This window comes from Pseudomonas sp. LBUM1652 (genome assembly GCF_059716105.1).
In genome coordinates, this window is the sequence record NZ_CP166804.1 from 3,560,785 (window position 1) to 3,583,971 (window position 23,187).

A 23,187-nucleotide genomic window follows, 5' to 3' on the forward strand; every position below is an offset into this window, starting at 1 on the left:
CCTCACCCCAGCCCTCTCCCCCAAGGGGGCGAGGGGGAAAGGGAGCCGATTTTGTGTGTTTCAAAACCTGAGTTCGGCTCGGTATTCCAGGTCGGCGTATCTCGCCCAAACATCCCGGTCAGTCCCCTCTCCCTCCGGGAGAGGGTTAGGGTGAGGGGCTCTTGATCTGCCCTTAACGAGCGACCACAGCCTGTGCCGTGGCATCGGTAAAGTCGAAAACCTTCCCCCCCTGCGCCGCCGCAAATTGCTGGGCCTGGCCCTTGAGCAGGAATGCACTCAAACGCCCCTTGGCATCACTGGCAAACCACGCCTGATCCGCCAGCAACTTGATCCCGCTGTCGCTGGCCTGGGCATACACCGCACGGATGCTTTTACCGTCCTGCTTCAAACCGGCCAATGCGCTGAACGCCGCTTGCGCCGAGGCGTACTGGCGCACTTTGTCTTCACCGCGCACCCAGATTTCGGCGACGTGGCGCAAGTCCGTGATGGCTTTACCGCTGGCGGAATCAACAGTCTTGAGCGGCGTCTGCGCGTAGTTGGCGAGTTGCGCGGTGTAATCCAGGTTCGAAGCCTTGAATGCGGCGCGGATGTACTGGTCGTCGATGAAGTTGTTCAGATCGAGTCCACGATCAGCCTTTTTCAGCAGTTTCAATGTGTCGATGGCCGTTCCGACTGCCTGGCGATATTCCGGCTTCCAGCTCAGATCTCGGGTCTGCACACCGAGCGGACCGTGGAACAGGTAATTGACCTCGGCATCGACGCCAGTGACTTTGGCGATCAGCTCGCTGTACCTCTCAGGCTCGGCGGCCAGCAACTGATTGGCCTCGATGCTTGCGCGCAGATAAGCGACGACGATTTCCGGGTACTTTTTCGCGTACGCCTGATCGACCAGAGCACCGTGAAAGGTCGGCGAATTCGCTTGGGCGCCGTCATAGATCTTGCGAGCGAAACCACGGCTGGGGAACAGTTCGGCGAACGGCACAAAATCAGCATGGGCGTCGATCTTGCCGGCCTGCAACGCGGAGCCGGCGACTTCTGGCGGCTGAGCGATGATGTTCACGTCTTTGAGTGGGTCCCAGCCCTGCTCCGCCACCGCACGCAGCAACATACCGTGCGCCGTGGAAGCGAACGGCACGGAGATGGTCTTGCCCTTGAGTTCGCTCAGCGACTGCACGCCCGACGCGCTCGGCACGACGATGCCGTTGCCGCTGCCCTTGGTGCTGCCCGACAACACGCTGATGAACAGGCTGTGCTTGCCGGCGGTTTCGAATGCCACGCCATTGAACGCACCGGGGAAATCGGCCATGGCGCCAAAGTCGAGTTTGCCGGCGACCATTTCGTTGGTCAGCGGTGCGCCGCTGGTGAAGTTCTTCCACTGCACGTCATATTTCGCGTCTTTGTAGGCGCCGTCGTGGGGCAGGTACTTGTCGAGCAGGCCGAGCTCACGAATCAACAGACCGCCGGCGGCGCAGTTGATGGTGGTGTCTTGGGTGCCGATAGCAATACGGATGGTTTCGGCCGAGGCCGAGAAGGTGAACGAGGCCAGTACGAGACCGGCGATTGCTGCACGCAACATGAGTGTTTCCCCTCGAATCATTTATAGGATGTTCGTCTCCGCCGCGATCAGGGCGCGGTGGGAAACGAGGGGTGTTTTTGAATCCAGCGTCCGGGGTTTCCGGATGGCTTTGTGTTCTCACAGTTCCAATGTGGGAGCGGGTTTCAACGCAGGAGATAAGGGATATCGACTTTCACCGCACCGGTCGGACAATCCTTCTCACACGGCATGCAGTACCAGCATTCATCGAACGCCATGTAGGCCTTTTGCGTGGCAGGGTTGATCGCCAGCAGATCCATCGGGCAGACGTCGACGCACACGGTGCAGCCCTTTTCGGCGATGCATTTGTCCTCGTCCACGGTGACGGGGGCGTTGGAGCGGAAGAAGATTTCCTGGGCTTGATAGGCCATGGTTCGGGTTCTCTATGGGTGATGCATCACGCGGCAAAAGCGCCGACCCGCAAGCGGTCGTAAGCCTGCATTTCTTCGGCATCGAGCGGGATGATGTAAGGCTCGACGGCTTTTTTGAAACTGGTCATCTGGCCGTCGTCGCCCTTCTTCAGGTGGCAATGGCAGAACCATTCAGCGTCGTTGCGCTGCGGGTGATCGACCCGGTAGTGGTAAAGCCCCCAGCGGCTTTCGGCGCGGAACAGCGAAGCGCGGGCAGCCATTTCGGCGCAGTCGCGGATCACGCTGGTTTCCATGGCGCGCATCAGTTCGTGGGCGTTGTTGGCCTTCATCTGGTCGAGATCACGTTCGATGTCGCTGAAGCGTTGCAGGCCGATCTGCATCTTCTTTGTCACTTTTGGCGGTTGCAGGTAGTCGTTGACGAAGCGCCGCAGCTTGTACTCGACCTGCGCCGGCGGCAGGCCGTGTTCGCGATCCAGCGGTGCGTAGACCCGCGCTTTCTCTTTCTGGATCTGCCCGGCATCCAACGCGGAAAACTCACGTCCGGCAACAAACTCCGCCGCGTTGTGCCCGGCGAACCAGCCGTAGGTAAACGCGCCGAGCATGTAGTTGTGCGGCACGGCAGCCATGTCCCCGGCCGAATACAAGCCTTTCACCGAAGTCTCGGCGCGCTCGTTGACCCACACACCGGACGCCGAGTGGCCGCTGCAAAAACCGATCTCGGAAATGTGCATCTCGACCATCTGCGTGCGGTAATCGGTGCCGCGATTGGCGTGAAACTGGCCACGACTCGGGCGCTCGTTGCTGTGCAGGATTTCCTCGATGTTCTGGATGGTTTCCTCGGCCAGATGATCGAGTTTGAGAAATACCGGGCCGTTGCCGCTTTCCAGTTCCTGGTGGAACTCCCACATCATCTGCCCGCTCCAGTAGTCGCACTCGATGAAGCGTTCGCCCTTGTTGTTGGCGGTGTAGCCGCCCAGCGGGCCGGTGACATAGGCGCACGCCGGGCCGTTGTAATCCTTGATCAGCGGGTTGATCTGGAAGCATTCGAGGTTCGCCAGTTCGGCCCCGGCGTGATAGGCCATCGCGTAGCCGTCGCCGGCATTGGTCGGGTTTTCGTAGGTGCCCATCAAATAGCCCGACGATGGCAAACCGAGGCGTCCGGCCGCACCACAGGCAAGAATTACCGCTTTGGCCTTGATCACATGGAAGTCGGCGGTGCGGCAATCGAAGCCCATCACACCGTTGACCGCGCCCTCTTCGTCGGTCAGCAAACGGGTGCAGACCAGTCGATTGGTGATGCTGACCCGCGCGCGCTTCAACTGGCGATAAAGGACTTTCTTGATGTCGTGACCTTCCGGCATCGGCAGCACGTAGGCGCCCATGTGGTGGACTTTTTTCACCGCGTAATCGCCGGTTTCGTCCTTCTCGAACTTCACACCCCAGCGGTCGAGTTGCTCGATGGTTTCGAAGCTGTGGGTGGCGTAGGCGTACACCGCCGCCTGATTGACGATGCCGTCGTTGGCGATGGTGATTTCCTTGGTGTACTGCTCGGGCGTCGAGTGGCCGGGGATGATCGCGTTGTTCAGGCCGTCCATGCCCATGCTGATCGCGCCGCTGCGTTTGACGTTGGCCTTGTCGACCAGCAGCACGCGCAGATCACGGTTCTTCTCTTTGGCCTTGATCGCGGCCATCGGGCCGGCAGTGCCGCCGCCGATCACGACGATGTCGTATTCCTGCTCAAGCGTGCTGCGTGTCATGCCTGCTCCCCTTTTTGCCGGTCGATCCGCAGGCGGTACTGGAACGCATCGCCACGGTAGTAAAGGTGTTCAAAGTCCAGCGGCTGCCCCTGCGCGTCGTGGGTCAGACGTTCGATACGCATTATCGGCGAGCCGGCCTCGACGTTCAGCGCCTGAGTCAGGTCGCTGTCAGCGAGCACCGCGTCGATGGCCAGATCGGCGTGGCCAAGGGCGATGCCGCAGTCGTTTTCGAGGATCAGGAAGATGTCGCGAGTAACCAGATCAGCCTTCTCCAGCCGCTCGCCGACGGCTTTGGGCAGGTAGGTGATTTCCAGCGAGATCGGCTCACGGTTGATCAACCGCACGCGTTTGATCTGCGCGACGATCTCGCCCTCGGCGACCTGCAAACGCTCGGCGACGCGCTTGTCGGCCGGGATGAATTTGAAGCTGCGCAGGCGGTTGATCACCTCGTAGCCGCGACCGGTCATGGACTCGGCGAGGCCTTGCAGGCTGCTGACGTTCTGGAAGGTTTTGGGCTTGGCAACGAATGTGCCTTTGCCGTGGATCTTGAAGATCAGCCCTTCCTTTTGCAGATCACCCAGCGCCTGGCGCACGGTGATGCGGCTGACTTTGAACAGCGCGCCGAGTTCGCTTTCGGACGGCATCTGGCTGTCTTGCGGGTATTCGCCATCGAGAATGCGCGCGCGGAGGACGTCGCGCAGTTGGGTGTGCAGAGGAACGCTGCTTAGGGAGAGAACGTTATCGGTCATCACGGGATCACTTGTCATAACGAGTTATGACGTGATCTTAGAGTTGTTATGACAAGGTTGAGAAATATTGTTTGGGCATATCCTTAGATGCGACAACACAGGAGCAAATGTGGGAGCGAGCCTGCTCGCGAAGACGGTGTGTCAGTATTCGAATGGGAACCTGACACGACGCCTTCGCGAGCAGGCTCGCTCCCACAGGGGATGTTGTATGTCAGGGGGATCAGTGCCGTTTGAGGATCTGATCCATGACCCAGTCGGTTTTCACGGCCTGCTCGGCCACCGCCGGATGCTGCGCGTCACCACGGATATGCGCATTCATGCCCAATACGTGATGCCACTGGATGTGTTCGTGATGCGGGATTTGCAGGCTGATCTGTTCGTCGGCAAATAACTGCACCGGGTGCTCATCAAACACTGAAAAACTGATTCGCCCTTCGCTGCCGATGATCTCGACCCGATCTTCTCGCTTGTCCGCAACAAAGCTCCAGCAACCCATGCCCAGCGCTCCGGATGAAAACCGCCAACTGGCGCTGACCGCATCTTCAGCCGCATACAAGCCAGCCTGTCGTGCGGTGAATCCGGCGACTTCAACGATGTCGCCGAGCAGGTACTGGAACAGGTCGAAACCGTGGCTGGCCAGGTCGGCAAAGTAGCCACCGCCGGCCACAGCGGGGTCGGTTCGCCAGTTGTTGCTGCCCTCCAGGTCTGCCGCCGACGGCGCCTTGGTCAATGTCCAGCTCAGGTGCCGCACCGCGCCGATGCGCCCTTCCTCCAGCCATTGGCGCACTTGTTGAAAGCGCGGCAACGAACGGCGGTAGTAGGAAACGAACAGGTGCAAACCGGCGTCGGCAAACGCCTGCTGCATCTCGCGGCTTTGCCCCGAGCTGAGTGCCATGGGTTTTTCCACGCAGCAATGCTTGCCAGCGGCGGCGACTTTGAGGCTGTAGGCGTGGTGGCTGTCGGGTGGCGTGGCGATGTACACCGCGTCCACCTCGGGATCGTTGATCAGTGCATCGACGTCGGTGTAGACCCGGGCGATGCCGTGGCGCGCGGCGTAATCGCTCACCGCTTCAAGACGCCGGCCCATCACCGCCACCAACGCCGAACCGGGAGCCTTGTAGAAGGCCGGCCCGCTCTTGCGCTCGGTGACGTCACCGCAACCAATCATGCCCCAACGCACCACGTCCATTTGTTTTGCTCCCTTTTGTCTTGAAGATCAGCCAATGCGCAAAGCGCGCAGATCCAGATGCCCGTCCTTGAGTGGTGGACACCAGTAGTAACCGCCGGTAATCGGACGGCTGATGCGATAGAGACCATCGGTGATGCCATCTTCCAGACCGCTCATACGCCGCAGTTGCGCTTCGAACGCATCCAGCGAGAAACCGAAGGCGAGGAACATCAGACCCGCGCGATCACCCTCGATCCACGGCATCGAGCGGCGCACGACGAACGCCTCAGGCGCGAAACTTTCCTGCGCGGTGCGTTTGACGTGGGCGGAAACCGGCGCGTCGTCAATCTCTTCGTTGTCGCTGAGGCGACGGCCCATGATGTTGTCCTTGTCTTCGGCGGACAACTGATGGAAGCCCTTGAGGTCGTGCTGCCACTGCTGGATCGCGGCGAAGCTGCCACCGACCAGGCCGTCGGCACCCGCGCTTTGCAGGGCGGCGGCAACAGCGGCGTCATCGTGGGGGTTTTCGGTGCCATCTTCGTAGCCGGTCAGGTCGTGGCCGTCCTTGTGGCGGAAGGCTTCCTGAGCCTCAACCAGACGCAGGGCCGGGGCCAGTGCGGCTTCGAAAGCATTGCAGCGGTTGAGCAGTTCACCACGGTCGACGCCGTGCAACCAGACCCACAGGGCGTGCTGGGTCGACGGGTTTTCCACACCGACGCCGGTCATGGCCGGGAAGCTGCGCAGGCCGTCGATTTGCACGTTGAGCGCCTTGGCCAGGGATTCACCGAAGCCGACCACCGCCGACTTGCCGTCCACCAGATTCATCAGGTTGTCGATCGCCTGCGGCAGTGCTTCAACCGACGCGAGGGCGAAAAACAGATGACGTGCTTGCGCAGGAACAGGGGTGGCGAGAATGCCCGGCTGGTAGTAACTCATGTGAACTCCTTGGGAAAGTGCGCGGGAGTTTACCTGTGGCCGGAGGGTTTGTGGGGTTGAAACGCCGATGTACTGAGCACGAAGTTCCCTTGTGGCGAGGAGATTTATCCCCGATCGGCGGCGCAGCCGTCGCAAAACAGGTATATGCCGCCTTCCAGAAAAACCGCGCTTGCAGGTTTTTGGGGCCGCTTCGCTGCCCATCGGGGATGAATCCCCTCGCCACAGGGTTCATCTAAACCGTTGCGGTACTCTCTTGCCGCCACGCACTCGGGCTCATCCCCGTCCAGCGCTTGAACGCTCGGCGAAAACTGCGCACATCGCTGTAACCGACCTCTTCGGTGATGCGCTCGATCGGCATGTCGGGATTGGCCAGCAGACTCATCGTCCGCGCCTGGCGCACTTGTTCCAGCAACGCCTCAAAGGTCAACGAATGTTCGGTCAGGCGCCGGCGCAAGGTGCGGCTGCTCATGTTCAGGTCGCCGGCAATCTTCTCGATATGACTGCCGTGACTGAGATCCCGGGCAATCGCCCGCTCCACCGCTTGAATCAGGTCAAGCTTCTGGTGCACCTGCGCCGCTTCCAGCTCCAGCAAGGCCACCGCCTGACGCAACGCCAGCGAATGATGATTGGGCAGGCTTACGTCCAGCCACCGCACATCAATCAGCATGCGATTGTGCAGGCAACCGAAGCGCACGTCCGGGCCGAGCAACCGGTGATATTCGCTGAGGTAATCCGGTGTGGCATGCACGAACTCCACGGCTATCGGCTTGAAATCGGCACCGGCCAACGCCCGCCCGTACACCAGCAGACTGGCGAAAAACTCCTCGACCGCGAACACCTGCACATCGGCGAACGGCAAGCGGCATTCGGCATCCACATGCACGTGCTCGCCGACCACATCGACGCTGGAAACCACAATCCCGCCGGTGGTGTGCTGATGGCGAATGCCCAGAGCAAAGGCATCGCGCAGGGTCTTGCACAGCGACAGCACATGGCCGAGCAAACCGAGCGTGCCGAGAACATTCTGTGCCCCGACCCACAAACCCAGGCCCTGATTGGGCAGCACTTTGAGCGCACGCTGAATCATCGCCACAGCCTGCCGATAGGAAATCCGCTGCGTCGGGTCCTGCAAATCTTCGAGGGTAAATCCCAGGCCACGACACAGGCTCTCGGGCTCGACGCCCTTGCTCTGCGCGACTTCGGCGAGGGTTTGCAGAAGAAACGGCGAGACCAGCGCCAGCTCAAAGGTCGGGTCTTGGACTTTTACGTTCATGGGGGCGAGACATTCCGGAGCACGCTTGATTGTTATTTTTGTTACCGGCTATGTCGAAGGAAGTTAGCACAGGGATTGCCGACTGTCCGCAGAAGCCCCCCTCAGTGTCCGCCAATACCCTGCCCCGTCGGGCGCCAAGCGCTTATTTCTAGAGTGCCGGGCGTTCTGCGTGCCGGCGTTGCGCCCCACCACAATAATAATGAGGACGGATATGCACCCGAATCGCGCGACATTGCCCTTGCGCCTGGCCCTGACTTTGCTTGGCTGCGCCGCGACCCTGCCGGCCCTGGCCACCGAAGCCGGCGTCGACAACATCGGCACCGGCACCGACGGCTTTTTCATGCTGCCGATGGAGGTCGACAGCCTTCCTGAGAACATGGTCGCGTTTAACCTCTACTACAACCATTACAAGGCGCGAAAGCTCAACATCAGTTCGCTCGGCGGCAAGGTGCCCAATGTCGAGATCGAGTCCACGGCGGTGATCCCGCGCATCGACTATCTGAGTCCGGTGCGCGTAATCGGTGGTCGTCTGGCCGGCTATATCGCCCAGCCGTGGCTGAAGCAGGAAGTCTCGGTATTCGGCTTGAGCGACACCCGCGAAGGCATGGGCGACACCACCATCGCACCGATCATTCTGTGGGACATGGGCAAGAATCTGACCCTCGGCGCGGCCGTGGAAATCACCGTGCCCACCGGTGAATACAGCGTCGATCGGCTGGCCAATACCAGCAACAACTTCTACACCTACAAACCGCTGTTCTCCTTCACCTGGCTGCCGACGGACAGGACCGAGGTCTCGATGAAGACCACCTACAGCTTCAACGAGAAGAACAAGGACACCGATTACAAATCCGGGCAGATCTTCCACTTCGATTATTCGGCCAGTTACAAGCTCACCGACGACCTGATGCTCGGCATCAACGGCTACTACCTCAAGCAAACCAGCGACGACAAACAGTTCGGCCACACCGTGCAGTTTGCCGGCGAAGACGTGAACGACGGTGTGCGCGGCAAAGTCTTCGCGATTGGCCCGGCGCTGCACTTCACCTTCCTCAAATACGCAAGCGCGGAGATTCGCTGGGCCAAGGAGTTTGACGTGGAAAATCGGCCTGAGGGCGAGATGCTCTGGGCCAAAGTCAGCATCCCTTACGCCTTTTGATCGACAACGCCCCCCTGTAGGAGCTGCCGAAGGCTGCGATCTTTTGATCCTCAAAAGCAAGATCAAAAGATCGCAGCCTTCGGCAGCTCCTACAGGTAGCAAGAAAAAAAAAGGGCGACCACTGGCCGCCCAAACGTACTACACGAGAGTCTTTTACAAGGTCAGTTGCCCACGCTCCTCCTCGGTCAACTGCTGCTTCGCCTGTTCATCCAGCGCCCCTGCCCCCAGCACTTGCACCGGACTGTTCGGGTTGTAGCCCGGCACCTGTGTGCGGCTGGCGCCATCGCGGGACGGGGCGAGTTGTTCGTTGCCGAAACTCAACACCTGCACGGTGAATACCGACGCCTGGTTCTGCCGCGCTGCCGCTTGTTGCTGACGCGCGACATCTTCGGCAGCCTGGGTGGCAGACGATGCGGCCGAGCTGGCCGAGGTGATCGCGCCCGTGTTGACCGCCGAAACCACCGGCACGCCGGTCGCCTTGCCCTGCACCGAGATATTGGCGGCGTTGACCACCGTCAGGGCGGCGATGTTGACGTTGCCCGACACACGAATGCCCGCCTCGCCCGCATCGATGGTGCCCAACGGCGCGATCAGGTCGATGTCGCCCGGCTTCACTTCCGCAATCGGATTAAGCGTGGCGATACCGGCACCTGTACTCGGCACCGATGGCGACAAGGAGACGTTGCCCCAAGTGTCGTAAACGCGTTTGGGCGGGGTGTAGACCACAGTGGTTTTCGAGCCGCGACCGGCGTTGATATCACCCTCGGCCGACCAGCCGAGAATCGAGCCACCAAACGTCGTCATGATCCGGCTCTGGCCAAGCAAAATGCTGCCCTGCGAGTAGAGCTGAATATTGCCCGAACCCTGAGTGATGATCCCCGCCGTCGAGGGCGGCGCCGCGCCTTCGATGCCGAACACCTGACCACCGCCCGGGGTGAGCATCTGGATGTCGCCGCCGAACAGAGTCTTGACCCCGGCGCCGCCGTACAGGGTGATATCGCCGTCGTAGCGGATCGGATTGCCCGCCACATCAACCGTCGGGAACAACGACGCAATGGCGTTGCGACCACGCAGATAACTGCCCTGACGCGGCCCATCGACATCGTTGTATTCCAGGCCACCGGCACGCAGTTCGGCGAAGTACACCTGGCGGGCGAAGATCGCCTGCTCGGCGCTCGGCAGTGCGGCGAAGAAGGCTTGCGCCTGTTCTGCGTTGCCGCTGAAGCCGTAGCCGAGGGTCAGCCAGCTCTGCAATTCGTCCACGTAGGTCTTGACCACTTTGCCCGGTTGAGCGCTCAACGAGGTATCCGGATTGGCGAGATTCTGCGTGTTCAGATACCGGGCGATGAAGCGCGAATAGTCCGGACCTTGTGCGCCCGCGCCAGCCTGCAATACCACGCTCGTACCCGGCCGGTTATCCCCCGCCACCACCGGCCCTATGCTGTTGATGCTGGCGCGATTATCCATAAGGATGTTGCGCCCGGCATTCACGTCCAGAACCCCTGGCCCCGCGATGTCGAAACTGCTGTAAAGGATGTCGCGCCCGGCCGAAACCCGAGAGACATCGCCTGGCCGACTGTGCACGAACAGATTGCCCGTAGACTGGATCTGTTCGTTGTTGCGCCCCATGCCCCCGGTGGGCGCAAACGTGGGTTGCCCCAAGTTGGTACCGGACGCCACGATGTCGCGCCCCGCCACCATCCAGACCGGGCCTGCCGATTCATACCAGGTGCGTTTCGTGGTCGCGAACGCCAGCGTTTCACCCGTGCGAATACCCACCAGATCACCGGTCAAGGCATAGAAGCGCGCCGGCCCCTGAACACTGCTCAAACCCGAGTAGCTATCGGGACCAAAAGCAAAGAGTGGATAGCGCGAATTGGTCTCCGCCAGCACACCGTCACTGCCGGCGTTGGTCATGATCGGGCGACTGAATGTGTTGTTGCCGTAGCCATTGAACGCAGGCGTAAACGGTGTGGCGAGCGCCGATGGGCTGGCACCCGACTGGTTGATGGCGTAGCCCCCGGCATAGATCGAATCACCGGCGATCAGTTCGAGCTGCCCCGCGTTCGAAGGCGCCAGCAGCAGCGAATAGGTCAAGGCCGGTGCCGCGTTGCCTACACCGTAAGCCGCTGACGGCCCGAGATAAATCGAACCCTGGCCAGCGACGGCGCGCAGTATCGACGGGATCACGTAGCGATCATCGGTGGGCGAAGTGTTAAGCCCGGCGACAGGACCCTGCCCGGTGGTTTCCAGCAACTGGGTGTTCGGCGTCAGGTTGCCGCCCGCCGAGAACAAATCGATGGCGGTGTGATCGGTCCACAGCGAAAAACCAGTCAAGCCGCCACCGGCGTGGTAAACGCCATCGGCCGTGGTAAACGGTGTGGAGTTCTGCAAACGCACACGGCCTGGGTCAGTCGCACCACCCAGTACCAGATCACCTCGGGTATTGAGGCGCATGCCCGAGTCGCCGGGAATCAGCACCACCCCGCCACTGGCGTTACTGGCCGTCGAATTGAACGGATCGAAGGCACGCGTTTCCCGTGGATCGTGAAACAGCGCGGACGCGCCGTACTGCAGATTGATCCCGCCCAATGCGGCGCCCGTCAGTTGTGCCGCACCGCGCAGGTTGATGATCGCGCCCTGCAAGTCATGCGTCGGCGTGCCGCTGCCCGACAGGCCGGCACGTGCTTGCAGAGAGGGATTGAGGGTGCCACCCAGACGAATATCCAGGTCGCCGCCGCCGGTCAGTTGCAGGTTGCCGTCGCTGTCCACGCGCCCCGTGCTGCCGACAGCCACGATCAAACCCTGACTGCGAGGGTACGACGCATACTTGTCGTCCCCCATGGCCTTGAGCATGCCGGCATCCCCGGCGGCACTCAGGCTGAGGTTACCGCCGCCCAACGTGCCGAATCCGGTAAAGCCCACCAGATACGGTTTGCTTTCCACGCCCTGTTCTGGCAATGGCTGCGCTGCGTAGCTGCCGAAATTGATCCACCAGGCCGTCGGCACATCGTTGTTGCCGCTGCCCTGGCGCCACAGCCAATTGCCCACCGCGACGCTTGGAACCTGCTCACGGGTACCGTCGCCCGTGCCGACCGCACGACGACCGAGCACATCACCGGACACCGACCCGCCGGCATTGATCGTCAGATTACCGCCCATCTGCGGATACCAGGCCTGGTAAAGGCTGGCAGTGCCGCCATCGACCCATTTTTCGGCATCGCTGCCGGCGCTGCCCAACACCGAACCATCAGCCGACAAGCGCCCTCGCGCCTGGTTGTAACGCGCATCGACGTTGCTCGATTGAGTGCCGGCGGTGTACACGCCAAAAGGTGAAGCCATGCTCACGTTACCGGCAGCCATCAGATCCAGGTCGCCGGTGCCGGTGCGCAAAACGCTGAACATCTGCGTATGGGCTTCGGCGCTCTTGCGGGGATTGTTTTCAATGCACAGCGCCGGATCGATGGTGCACCAGAACAATTCGTCATCGTTCATCGGCGTGTAATCCGGCATGCCCATCCAGTTACCCGGCGCCCACACCGTGCGCGCCATCGGCGCACAGGCGGCTGGCGCGATGTCACAGAGCACGAGGTATTCCTCGGGAACCGGCTCGTACGGTGTAAAGCCATACTCGTTACCCACGGCCCAGACCAGTTTGCCGGCCACCTCGACCATGGTCAGACCGTAATGGGTGTCCGCCAACTGCAAATGACCGGCGCTGGCCTGAGGCCTCACGGAACGGCTGTCGGCCGCCGAGAGATCAGCCCCTGCCACCATGCGCATCGACCACGACGCACTGCCTGCCGGCAACATGCTGGCGATGGCCCAGTTGCGACCTTGTTGTGTGCCGTTGGAGGGACGCAGATCCAGGAACACAGTGCCATCTGCCAGCTTCACATCGGTCATGGAGGGAATCAGCGAACCACGCAACAGCTCCAGCGTGGTGCTCAGCATGACACCGACCGTTTTATTGTCGGCATCGACAGCGCCCGGCAGCGGCACGCCTTTGGGCCAGAGCAGGGCCTGCAATGCGGTGGCGTTGTTCAGGCGGATACCCGCGCCCAAACGACTGCCGGCCGGCAGGGTCACACCGTTGTCGAGCAACGTGCCGGCGGCATACAGCAGATTGCCCGCCGCGTCATGCACATCGCCGGCCAGCACGGTTCCGGCCAGAAGCGTATAGGCTGCGGCCAGCGTGCCCTGTGCGGGTAACACCGTGCCCGCTGCCAGCGTGGCGGCCTGAATCGGCAAGTCGTAGTTCAAGGTGGCGCCGACCGGGAAAAGCGTACCAGGGGCAAGGCTGACCCCGGCGCCCGGCACGATGAGATCACCACCGAACGGCTGTATCCCCGGCACCAGTTTCCAGCCGGCGTCGTCCACGGTTTCCGGCGGCGGCGCGAAACCGTCGTTGATGCTGCCGTAGATATCGAGGTTGCCGCCGGCACGAATCAGCAGGCTGCCCGCTTCGCCGCTGCCATACACCGAGGTGCGGCGAGTGTGCGGGTTGAGGCTGGCATACCGGTAGCCGGACAAGTCGAGGTCGCCCTGCACCACCAGATCACCCTCGGCGGTTTTGCTGACGATTTCGACACCCGGGCGCAAGTGAAACACATCCGTATAGGCCGCATTGTTGAGGCCGGCCAGTTTGCGTTGCAGCAGATCACTGTTGTTCAGCGCCGCATTGATAAAGCCGTCGCTGTCCGTGTGAATGCGGTCCAGGTAGGCCTGATCGATCACTTGATACGGACGACCGCTGGCCGCCGGGTCGGTGCCGTCGGCGGCATCGCTGTAGCGACGCACGGCGTTCAGCCCAATAGAGCGGGCACCTTGAATATTGACGGCACCGCTGGCATCGATGGCAATGTCATTGCCACCCAGGCGTGGTGCATTCAGTTCCAGCGTTCCCCGCGGCAAGCCATCGCGTTGTCCCGCCAGGTTTCCAGCCAGCGCATCGGTGCCGTGGCGCAGGTCGATTCGTGCGCCGGCCGCCAATGTCAGCACGCCATCACCGGAATTGAGTTCGACCATGGCCCGGTTCGGGGCGTCGATGATCTTGCCGTAGCTGTCGACACGCAGTACGCGGCCATGGGCATCCAGCACCGCGTTGCCCGTCAGGCTCAAACCGTTTTTGCCGGCCAGGCGAATGCTGCCGACCCGCTCTCCACTGGCATCGATCAGCCCGGCCACGGTCAGGCTACCGCTGTCCACCGAGACATTGACCTCGCCTGCTTTGAGCTCGTTACCGATGACCAGATCACCCTGCTTGAACTGAAAGCTGCGACTGCCGGTCACCCCTCCCGCATTAAGGCGCTGGTTGAGGCTGGCAAAGGCCGGGCTCAACTCGCCGTCCAGGCGCTGGGCACGAATGTCCACACCCCCGGCCTTGTACGGTACCCACGTGCCGCCGGCATCGTAGTAGCCGCTGCTGGTGCCGACGATCTGCCCTTGCAGATCAACCTGTCCGGCGCCGCTGGCCAGGGCCACAACGCTCAATTGACCGGCCTGATTATTGACGGCCGACAGATCGATTCGCGAACCGGCCGACTGACGAATATTGCCGTTGTTGCTGTGCAACGACACATCGCCGCCCCAACTGTATTTCTTCACATCGTTGAACGGCAGAACCCGACCCGCCATGTCCACCTGCGCGCCGCCGCCAAGGATCAGATCATCCTCGGCATTGACCAGCAGTTTGCCGCTGGCCAGCACGATGCGGCTGTCGAGCACAACGCTGCGTGCCGTCAGACTCAGTTGCGCACCGAGGGCATCCGCCGCGGCCGTTGTCGCGGTGCCGCTCAGGGTCAGGTGGTTGCCGGCCTTGAGTTCACTGACCGAGGCGGCTTCCCCGGTCAACAGTGGCGTGCGCAGATTGAGATTGCCACCGCTGTAGCTCAAACCCGTGACCGCGTCGTAAGCCCCTTGGGACTCGTACACCGCCAGGCTGCCCTTGTGGTTGGCGGTGATGCGCTCGCTGGCATTGAGGTTGACGTTGGCAAAACCCAAGGTCAGGCGGTTGTTGAGATCCAGCCCGTTGGGTTGCGGATTCGGGCCATAACCCAGTTCGATCCGTTGCGCTTGAATATCCAGCGTGCCGTGCCCGTTACCGGCGCCATCCGTGACCACCGTTCCCGGCGCCTGAGTCGCCCCGTTCCAGATCAGATTCCGGGTGCGGATCGTCGCCACGTCACTGGCCGCGCCCGAACCGTATATGGCCGGGGTGCCCAGCACCAGATTCTGCAAGCGGCTCTCGCCGGTCTGTGGGTCTAGTGTGTCGAGGGTAACGCTGCCGAAAAAGTTGAACGCATCGCGGGCCACCAGATTCAGGGTTTCCAGGGCCGGTGCGCCAAATTGCGTGTCGCCCTGCAACAGCCGATCCAGCACGTTCTGGTTAAGCGTCAGGCCCGCCGGCATACGGCCGCTGGCCGCTGCCAGTGCTTGCGTACTGCCGGCATTGACCACGCCAACCGACAGTCCGAGTTGGCGGGTGCCGAAGCGCACGCTCTCGCCCAGTTCGAAGTCCTTGTCGGTGGCGGCGATGATGCTGCCGTTGGAGTACAGCAACGCCGGGGCGGTGCACTCAGCCGTCGGACAGTTGCCGATACGAATGCTGCCACCTCCGCCCCCGGCAGGCGCAAGCACCGGCGTCCAACCGTTGGAGACCACCAGCAGGCTGGAACGCTCCGGTACATAGACGAAACCGGCCGCCGCATCGTACGGGACGGCACCTCGTCCCAAGGTATTGATGCCCGCTCCCGCATCAATGGTGATGCCGCCACTCTCGCTGTTGGTGCTCAAAACAACTTCCGGCGCTGACAGGATCGCGCCCTCCCGCAGGCGGATGGCGGAGGTATTGCTGAGCACCTTGATCGAGCTGCCCTCCGAACCGTAATACACGGTCGGGGTGCCACCGATGGTCAGACGTCCGGCATTCAACCCGTTGAGGGTGTCGGCGTACAGCGATACACCGGCGAACCCCGCCGTTCGCGTATGCCCCGTGCCGAGAATCTCGAACTCACCGCCGGTATAACCGCCCTGGACAACCGCAGTGCCGATGACCCCGCCGTCGGCAGGCTTGAACAGCACTTGCCCGTTGAAGTCCAGTGCCGAGTCATGGTCGCCACCGCTGACCATGCGCAGGTGCAGCGTGTTGCCGTCCAGCGGGGTGCGGGCGCGCGGCAGACCGCGTCGCGCAGCATCGTTGAGCACAAATTGGGTGAACCCGGTTTCGTTGTACTGCGAATAGCGCCGCAGGACATCGGCCGACGTCACAGTCACCTGGCTGGGCAGGCTGTCGCGAATACCGGTGTTGGCAATCGACATCTGCCCGGCCGTGGTCCACGAACCATTGCGCAACTTCAACGCACTGCCCATGGGACCGGCAATCGCCTGACCATTGATTTCGACCCGCAAGGCACCGGGTAACAAGGCAAAGGTCGATGGCAACAAGGTGTAGGTGCCTGGCGCCAGCCCTGCGATACCCGCCCCGAGAGTGATTTGCTGGCCGATACGCGGATCGACTGCACCGGCCTCGGCCAGCATCGGCGCGTAGCGGCTCTGGTCACCCGCGACGATGGCATACACCGGGTTGCTCGCCAGCCCCGGCAGACTGAAGGTGCCATCGGTGGCATTGCGTACCAGCGGATTGAAACGCGCGTCGGTAGAGCCGCCTCGCCCGGAAACAAAACCGGCCCCGCGCAAATCGCCGCCACCCGAAAGATCGATCAGCGCTCCGGCCTGCACATCGGTGTATTGCGCATCGAGTATGACCCCGGAGACCGCACCGGCTATGCCATTCAGAATCACCGACTTGCCGTTGTATTGATAGTCGATGCCGTCGGTGGTGCCACCATAAGGCATGACCAGTCCGGCGGCGCTGACAGACGTCACGCTCCCCGGCAGCAGATGAAGCTCACGGGTTTTGACAAGGATGTCGTCACCCAAGGAGATCAACCCCAAAGGCGCACGAAGGACGCCACCCTGCTCGATCTGACCTGCACTGAGCGTCAGGCTGCCGAACACCGAATAAGGCAGTGTGGTCGGCGCTGGCCCGTGGCTGCCGATACGCAACGTATGCTCCGGCACCGATCCGGCCTGACTCTGATAGCCCACTCGCACTTCAGCCGAGACCCCGCTGGCCGGGTAGATTTGCGCAGCCCGCAACTGCATGTCACCCGGAGTCCACAGACGGCTTCGCTGCTGTTCATCGGTCGGCGCGAGGAATCGCATATCACCCTGGCTGTCGAGCGTCACCAGACCAAAGCCACGTCGGCTGACCGCAAGCGCGGGTGCGCCCGATTGCACGAGGGTCCCCTCGGTACCGAATGAAAGCGAGTTGCCCAGGTCCAGCAGGTTCGCGCTGGCATTGAATTGCGCGCTGGACAAGTGCGCGGTCGGGTTGCTCAGGACCCGTGGACGAATCTTGGCGTCCGAACTCAGGTAAGTGCCCGGCCCTGACAGGCGCAGATAAGGTGCGCTGAGATTGATCCGGGCGCTGTCTTTCGCCGACTCGGCCAGGGACAGGGAACCGGCGAACAGACTCAGGCTCTGCCCCATGTGCAGGTCGACATCGCCATCGAATGTCATCAGTCCATTGCTCAGCAGACTCACGCTATCGAAGCCGCCGCTCATCAACTGATCAGCACTCAAGCGCGTACGTCCGTAGCGCAAAAGTGGCGAGGCTTGCCCCGCTTGCAGCGCCTGCGGCAGTGCCTGTGCCGGCCCTTGGCCGATGATCAGTTCCCGTGGCACCCGTACCGCATTGCTCAAGTTCGCAGCACCGTACGCCGGTGTATCCAGAGCAATCTCCAGACGCCCGCCCGCCGCCCCTGCACCACCTGCATTGGCCTGCAGGCTGCCCTCGATGAACAGGCCATTGTAGGAACTCAGGGTGATCCGGCCGCCATCGGTGGCTACGCGAGCGGGACCTTGTCCGCCGTTGTCGAGGACGGCTTGCGTACCGGACGCGTCCAGGCGCGCACCCTGACGGACGATGACATAAGCGTCGGCGGCGGTCGCAGTGATCTTCTTCGCATCAATCTCGCCACCGAGGATGATCGAGCCACCCTTGCCGACCTGGCCGTAAACGCGGCCCAGCGCATCAACAGCAGTCGCTGCCCGGCCGGCCACGTCGAGCACGGCATGTTCACCGATCCAGATAGAACGGTTGTGTGCCGTCGGATCGGCCTCCTGCAAGGACGTCGCCACATCAATCGAACCGAATTGCTGTTGACGGATATCGATGGCGCCGCCCCAGGCGTTGAGTTCCCCGTCAACCGTGATCTGACCGGCCCCGCGCACGCTGATGCGCTGGCCGGGATCGACGCTGATACGTGCGCCCTCGCCAATCGACAACGGGCTGTTGGCGGGATCAATCAAGCCCACTAGCGTCCCGCCTGCCTGTAAGGTGACAGAAGCGCCGGCCCTTTGCGTCAATACGCCCTTGAGCGGGTTTTCCTGGAACAGCGAAGGCGTCCACAGCTCAAGCGCCGTGCGCGGCGACGTACCGGAGGCAAGGGTCGAGACGGATTCGCCGAATCGATAGACCGGCATCAGCACATCGACGGCGGTTTGATCGGCCACTTCCAGGCCCTTCAGACCGATGATGTTGTAAGCGCTGAACCCCGTGCGGAACAACTCCGGAGTCAGACGCAAGGTCTGTTCATCGGTAACTTTGCCGGAGGACCCGATCAGGACCTTGTTGGCCTGCACGGTCAGCGTACCGCCGCCACTCACGCCATAACCCTGCACATCGCCATCGAGCACCATGCGTGACTGGCCGGGCGCACTGTTGGCGCTGGCTTCCAGGGTCACGTCGCCGCCCTTGCCGCCCCGTGTCTTGCCGTTGGCCAAGACAGCGCCGCCCGAGGTGACATCGACCAGACTGCCGCCGGCCAACTGAATGTCGCCGCTGCTGCGGATCGACACCGTCCCGCCATTGAGGTACGCCAGGCTGGCAGCGTCGTCCGGGCTACTCAACAGGTTGCTCCACAGGCCGCGAGTCTGCAGCTGCACACCTTGCGCAACCGTGACGCGAGCCTGCTGGCCTGCTGGCACCTGGAGAGCGGTGTCATCACGCCGATCCGTGGCGAGCTGGTTCAAAACGTTGCCCAGATGCAGGCTGCCGCCCTGCGCAACCAGATCGGCATTGATCTGCACGTCAGGGCTGAACAGGGTGATGTCTGCCCCGTGATCCACCGTCACGCCGTCATTGACTTCAATCGTGTTTTTGGCCGAGATCTTCAGCGCCCCCAGCTGGAAACCATTGAGCAGCCCGGCATCGAGAAACAGTTTGCCCTGACGCTCTTCAGCAACCGCGTCTGTCAGCCCTGCGCTCACAGCGCTGGCACGCTCGCCACCCACCTGCACCTGATCGAGCAACGGGTTGAGCTGATAGAGCACGCCCGCACTGGCGGCAACATAAGCGGCGTCGTAACTGCCAATGACCAACTGCCCGCGCCGCGCCCGGGCGGTCTGGGCCTGGGCATAACCGTCCAGGCCTGCGCGCGGTGCCTGGTTCTGCCGTTCGCCCTGAAACACCTCACCCAACAACTGGCCGTCCAGCACGGCGTTGCTCGTGGCGATCACCAACTGTCCGGCGTCACGGCCCACGGTGTACCCGGCTTCCTGACGACGTGTCGGCGCGATCAGCGGACTATAGAAATATTCAGTCTGGCCCCAGCGCTCGCTGTGACTTTCGTAACCTTTGTAAAGACCGCTGTAGAGAATATCGCCCGGCGCACGCGACACTTCGTATAACCGCCCGTCCGTACCGCGCAGCCAACTCTGGCGAATCTCGCCGCCTTGCACATCGAGCGTGCCGCCGGACACATTGATCAGCGAACCTTTTTCGCTGATCACGTCATTCCCGGAAAAACGCACCTCGCCGCCCTGAGCCATCCATTCACCGATGCCATGGCCCTGAGTGCCAAGGTATCCGCCGACCTCCAACAAGCCACCGGCGGTGTACCAGCGGTCGGTAGCGTAACCGTTGGTGCCGGCCGGCACGAACACCAGTTCGCGGACATCGACCCAGATATCGTTACTGTTGAGCGCACCCTTCTCGCGATTGACCGGCGCATCACGCTGCTCGTTGCCCTGCACATTGATCTTGATGTTGTTGGCGTCCATGGCCACTTTCACGCCCAGCGCGCCGGACACGTCGACCACCGCCCCCTCGCGCAACAGACTGCGTCGTCCGGCGGCGACCGCCACCTGCCCGCCGGTGGCGAGCGTGATCGAGCCGCTTTTGAATTCGACGGTGCCGCCACTGCCGATATCAATCCGCGACTGGTCGCTGCGAATCCGGTTATTGGCGTTCACACCGATCAACGCCGCCTCGCGCTGACTGTCCAGGGCAGTCAGATCGCTGCTGTCGAGCAAGATCGCACTGACGCTGCCTTCACCCAGCGTCACACTGCCTTGAGCATCGCTGGCTGGATTGAGCAAATGCACGGTGCCGCGCGTCGCGACCGAGGTGCTCGCCAACAGCACGCCGTTCTGCCGAACGTCGCGGCCGGTCAGGGTGATATCGCCGGTAGACGCCTGAATCAGACCGGTGTTGCTGACCTTGCCAGTGCTGTCAGCCTTGAAACCGGGAATGACTTCGCTGCCCAAAGTGGTGGAATAACCATTGCCTTCGGTGCCCGAGCCCTTGCGGATGTAGAAACGGTCGCCCGCGCCCAGCACTGTCTGACCTTTGGCCGTGCTGATAGAACCGTCGTTGTGCACTTCCTGGCCAAGCAACAAGGTGTAGCCACCGGAGTCGGTCGAGAGCGCAGGTTGATGCGTTTGTATCGACGCGCCACGCTCCACCAGGACATTGCCAGCGGCATCGGTAAACGTCGGCTGACTGCCGGTGCTGTCGAAATACAGACCCCGATCGCGAAACTGTGCATCGCTCATGTTCGCGGCTGCCGCCACCAGATTGCGCACATTGACCTGACTACTGCCGCTAAACACGATGCCGTTGCGGTTGATCAGCATCACCGTGCCGTCCGCTTTGATCTGCCCCTGAATCTGGCTGGGCCGTGCGCTCGGATCGTTGACGCGGTTGAGCACCGCCCAGTTGGACTGCTGGGCAAATTCCACCGTGGTATTGCGCCCGACGTTGAAGGTTTCCCAGTTGAGAATCGCCTTGTCGGCGGTCTGCTCGATCTTCACCGTGGTCTTGCCGTCCGCCTGGGTTTGTTGCGGGCCTTTGGCGTTCATCCAACCCTGAGACAGGCTGTTATCGACCTTCAGGCCGCCCTCGCCCAATCCATCCGGAACGACCTGCACGCTGCCGAACGCGGCGGCACGCCCAGCGGCTTGTGCCGCCTGCTGAGCGGCGATCGCCGCCACGGTGTTATTGAGTGTCTGCAAAGAACGCTGCAGCTGCTGGCTGGCCCGTTGCTGCTGCGCCAGCGGCGGAGTCATCCCCGGCAGACCGCCCACACCCGGACGCGATGCCGCCGCCTGCTGCGCCGCCCCCTTGGCGGCAAACCAACCAGAACTGAACGCCGTCGCCGCTTCGGCACTGCCCGCCACCAGACACAAGGCGACGGCTTGCGCCAATGGCTTGAGCAGCCACTGTGCGGGATCGCCCACCCCACGTTTGATCGGCTGGATACGGGTACTGCGACGGGAGGTGCGAGCAAGCATCACTACAGGTCCTTTTGGGTGGCAGGTCGGATCAGCCCTGCTGTTACGACATAGGCGGTTGGCGAGCCTCACGACCGAACGGATGTCACACAAACTTCATGATCAAGGTGTAAATCGGCAAAAAAAAGCAGCAGCCCGAAGGCTGCTGCCGTTTTATTGCGCTTGAAACGAGGCTTACTGAGGACGACCAATGCCGTTGCAGGCGTTGGCGTTGTTGATGTCCAGGTTGTTGCCCGAGGTGTTGGTGATGAAGTTGGCGGTCACAGCGGTTTTCCAGTTGTTTGGAACCGGCGTGAAGCTGTGAGCGACGGTGGCAACGTTGTTGCCCGGGTTGCTGTAGTGAGTGGTCAGGAAGGCTTTGACATCAGCGGCCACGGCTGCGTCCTTGTAGCACTGGCCGAAGATGAAGTTGGTGTACGCCACGATTGGATAACCGCTGGCCGGGTTAGGCACGACTGGCGCCCACTGTGCAGGGTTGGAAGGCGTGGTTGGCAGGGCTGCGGTGCTCAGCGCCAGCGTCACGTTGGCGTTGGTTGGCTGAACGCCATTGATGCGGGCAACCACGGCATTGCTGGTGGCATTCACGCCGTCCGGACCGACATAACCGATGGAACCGTCTACAGCGTTCACGGCAGTCGCCACTTCAGCGGTGTTGGCTACGCCAACCCAAGTCGATGGCAGTGCAGAACCGGCTGGCAGACGAGCGTTGGTGAAGGTGGAGTTGACGGCGAATTTGCCTGGGCAGACGGCATTCAGGTGGCGGCTGAGGATTTCAGTGGTGCCACTGGAAACGCTGCGGTAAACCACACGGATCGGCGTGGTGTCGGCGGTGCCCAGCAAAGTGCCCCAAGTGGTCGCGGTGCCCGAGAGCGCATCGCACAGTTGAGCGCTGGTCAGGTTAAGTGCGGTCTGACCGGTTTTTTTGTAAGGAATGGCAACCGACGTGGCCACCGATGGCAACTGGATCAGCGGACCGTACGAAGTACCGAAGTTGGTGGTGTAGGTGCTCAGTTCCGAAGCGCTGAGGATCGAGTCGCTACCGGCGAAATGCACAGTGCCGGTGGTGCTGAACTGTGCAGCGTTGTTGGTCAGGAAAGCACTTTTGCCGACGCCGCTACCGGTCACGGCGTAGCTGAAGTTGGCAGGCAGGATGCTGTTGGCAGAGCCTTTGTACAGAGCGGCAGGCAGTGAAGCGCCACCACCGGTAACGGCCATGGCTTGAGCGGAGGCCAGGGCGGCGACGGTCAGGGAAGCTGCGATCAGAGTGCGCTTGAACATGAAGAATCTCCTTTTCAACGTTGGTGTTTGAACACAGGTTTTCAGGGAACTTGCATGAAACCGGGAGGACTCACCGGGCCCTCGCTAGCGCTGGCCTTGGTTAAGTCGCACTGAGAAATTCGCAGCTTCCGGTGACAGATAAAGGAAAAAACCTCGGGAGGTGCGCGGTGATTTTCGGGGGGATTTCTCGGGTGTTCAGGGGGATATGCGCAGCGTCTGGATCAAGGCTTTGGCTGAATCGGGCTGGAGCCGTTGACGGGTCG

The 23,187-nt window shown here is 61.9% G+C and carries 10 protein-coding genes; 1 reads left to right on the plus strand and 9 read right to left on the minus strand.

All coding sequences use genetic code 11. From position 1 onward, the window contains the following. Positions 1-172: 172 nt before the first annotated feature. The 7 genes from ACA069_RS16030 to ACA069_RS16060 form a co-directional block, all read right to left on the minus strand. Positions 173-1,576 carry an ABC transporter substrate-binding protein gene (locus ACA069_RS16030; RefSeq protein ID WP_497614260.1) on the minus strand — a complete coding sequence of 468 codons (1,404 nt, stop codon included), beginning with the start codon at positions 1,574-1,576 and terminating at the stop codon, positions 173-175. 143 nt (positions 1,577-1,719) lie between these two features. Further along, complete coding sequence (locus tag ACA069_RS16035) at positions 1,720-1,965, minus strand: 4Fe-4S dicluster domain-containing protein (protein WP_003225615.1); 246 nt, start codon at positions 1,963-1,965, stop codon at positions 1,720-1,722. 26 nt (positions 1,966-1,991) lie between these two features. Further along, complete coding sequence (locus ACA069_RS16040) at positions 1,992-3,722, minus strand: fumarate reductase/succinate dehydrogenase flavoprotein subunit (protein WP_489879454.1); 1,731 nt, start codon at positions 3,720-3,722, stop codon at positions 1,992-1,994. After that, positions 3,719-4,471 (minus strand): GntR family transcriptional regulator, encoded by a 753-nt coding sequence (locus tag ACA069_RS16045; protein WP_016774450.1) that lies wholly within the window; start codon positions 4,469-4,471, stop codon positions 3,719-3,721. Before ACA069_RS16045 ends, ACA069_RS16040 begins: the two co-directional genes overlap by 4 nt. A 220-nt stretch (positions 4,472-4,691) precedes the next feature. Then, positions 4,692-5,660: a Gfo/Idh/MocA family protein gene (locus ACA069_RS16050; protein WP_497614263.1), complete on the minus strand. Its 969-nt coding sequence runs from the start codon at positions 5,658-5,660 to the stop codon at positions 4,692-4,694. 27 nt (positions 5,661-5,687) lie between these two features. Next, positions 5,688-6,575 (minus strand): Dyp-type peroxidase, encoded by an 888-nt coding sequence (locus ACA069_RS16055; RefSeq protein WP_187679784.1) that lies wholly within the window; start codon positions 6,573-6,575, stop codon positions 5,688-5,690. Positions 6,576-6,807: 232 nt separating this feature from the next. Beyond that, entirely contained in the window at positions 6,808-7,848 is a 1,041-nt protein-coding gene (locus ACA069_RS16060) for an AraC family transcriptional regulator (protein ID WP_497614265.1), read from the minus strand. A gap of 211 nt (positions 7,849-8,059) precedes the next feature. On the opposite strand from ACA069_RS16060, the gene ACA069_RS16065 reads away from it, so the two are divergent. Continuing rightward, positions 8,060-9,007, plus strand: coding sequence for a SphA family protein (locus ACA069_RS16065; protein WP_497614267.1), 948 nt, complete (start codon positions 8,060-8,062; stop codon positions 9,005-9,007). Between the two features lie 153 nt (positions 9,008-9,160). Here the strand turns inward: ACA069_RS16065 and ACA069_RS16070 are convergent, their stop codons facing one another. Beyond that, positions 9,161-21,646, minus strand: coding sequence for a filamentous hemagglutinin family protein (locus ACA069_RS16070; protein ID WP_497614269.1), 12,486 nt, complete (start codon positions 21,644-21,646; stop codon positions 9,161-9,163). A gap of 174 nt (positions 21,647-21,820) precedes the next feature. Beyond that, complete coding sequence (locus tag ACA069_RS16075) at positions 21,821-22,924, minus strand: substrate-binding domain-containing protein (RefSeq protein ID WP_401266878.1); 1,104 nt, start codon at positions 22,922-22,924, stop codon at positions 21,821-21,823. Between the last annotated feature and the right edge of the window lie 263 nt (positions 22,925-23,187).

Coding starts and splice junctions, on each gene's coding strand:
- ACA069_RS16030 (WP_497614260.1), bottom strand. CDS start 1,576: ATGTTGCGTGCAGCAATCGCCGGTCTCGTACTGGCCTCGTTCACCTTC.
- ACA069_RS16035 (WP_003225615.1), bottom strand. CDS start 1,965: ATGGCCTATCAAGCCCAGGAAATCTTCTTCCGCTCCAACGCCCCCGTC.
- ACA069_RS16040 (WP_489879454.1), bottom strand. CDS start 3,722: ATGACACGCAGCACGCTTGAGCAGGAATACGACATCGTCGTGATCGGC.
- ACA069_RS16045 (WP_016774450.1), bottom strand. CDS start 4,471: ATGACCGATAACGTTCTCTCCCTAAGCAGCGTTCCTCTGCACACCCAA.
- ACA069_RS16050 (WP_497614263.1), bottom strand. CDS start 5,660: ATGGACGTGGTGCGTTGGGGCATGATTGGTTGCGGTGACGTCACCGAG.
- ACA069_RS16055 (WP_187679784.1), bottom strand. CDS start 6,575: ATGAGTTACTACCAGCCGGGCATTCTCGCCACCCCTGTTCCTGCGCAA.
- ACA069_RS16060 (WP_497614265.1), bottom strand. CDS start 7,848: ATGAACGTAAAAGTCCAAGACCCGACCTTTGAGCTGGCGCTGGTCTCG.
- ACA069_RS16065 (WP_497614267.1), top strand. CDS start 8,060: ATGCACCCGAATCGCGCGACATTGCCCTTGCGCCTGGCCCTGACTTTG.
- ACA069_RS16070 (WP_497614269.1), bottom strand. CDS start 21,646: ATGCTTGCTCGCACCTCCCGTCGCAGTACCCGTATCCAGCCGATCAAA.
- ACA069_RS16075 (WP_401266878.1), bottom strand. CDS start 22,924: ATGTTCAAGCGCACTCTGATCGCAGCTTCCCTGACCGTCGCCGCCCTG.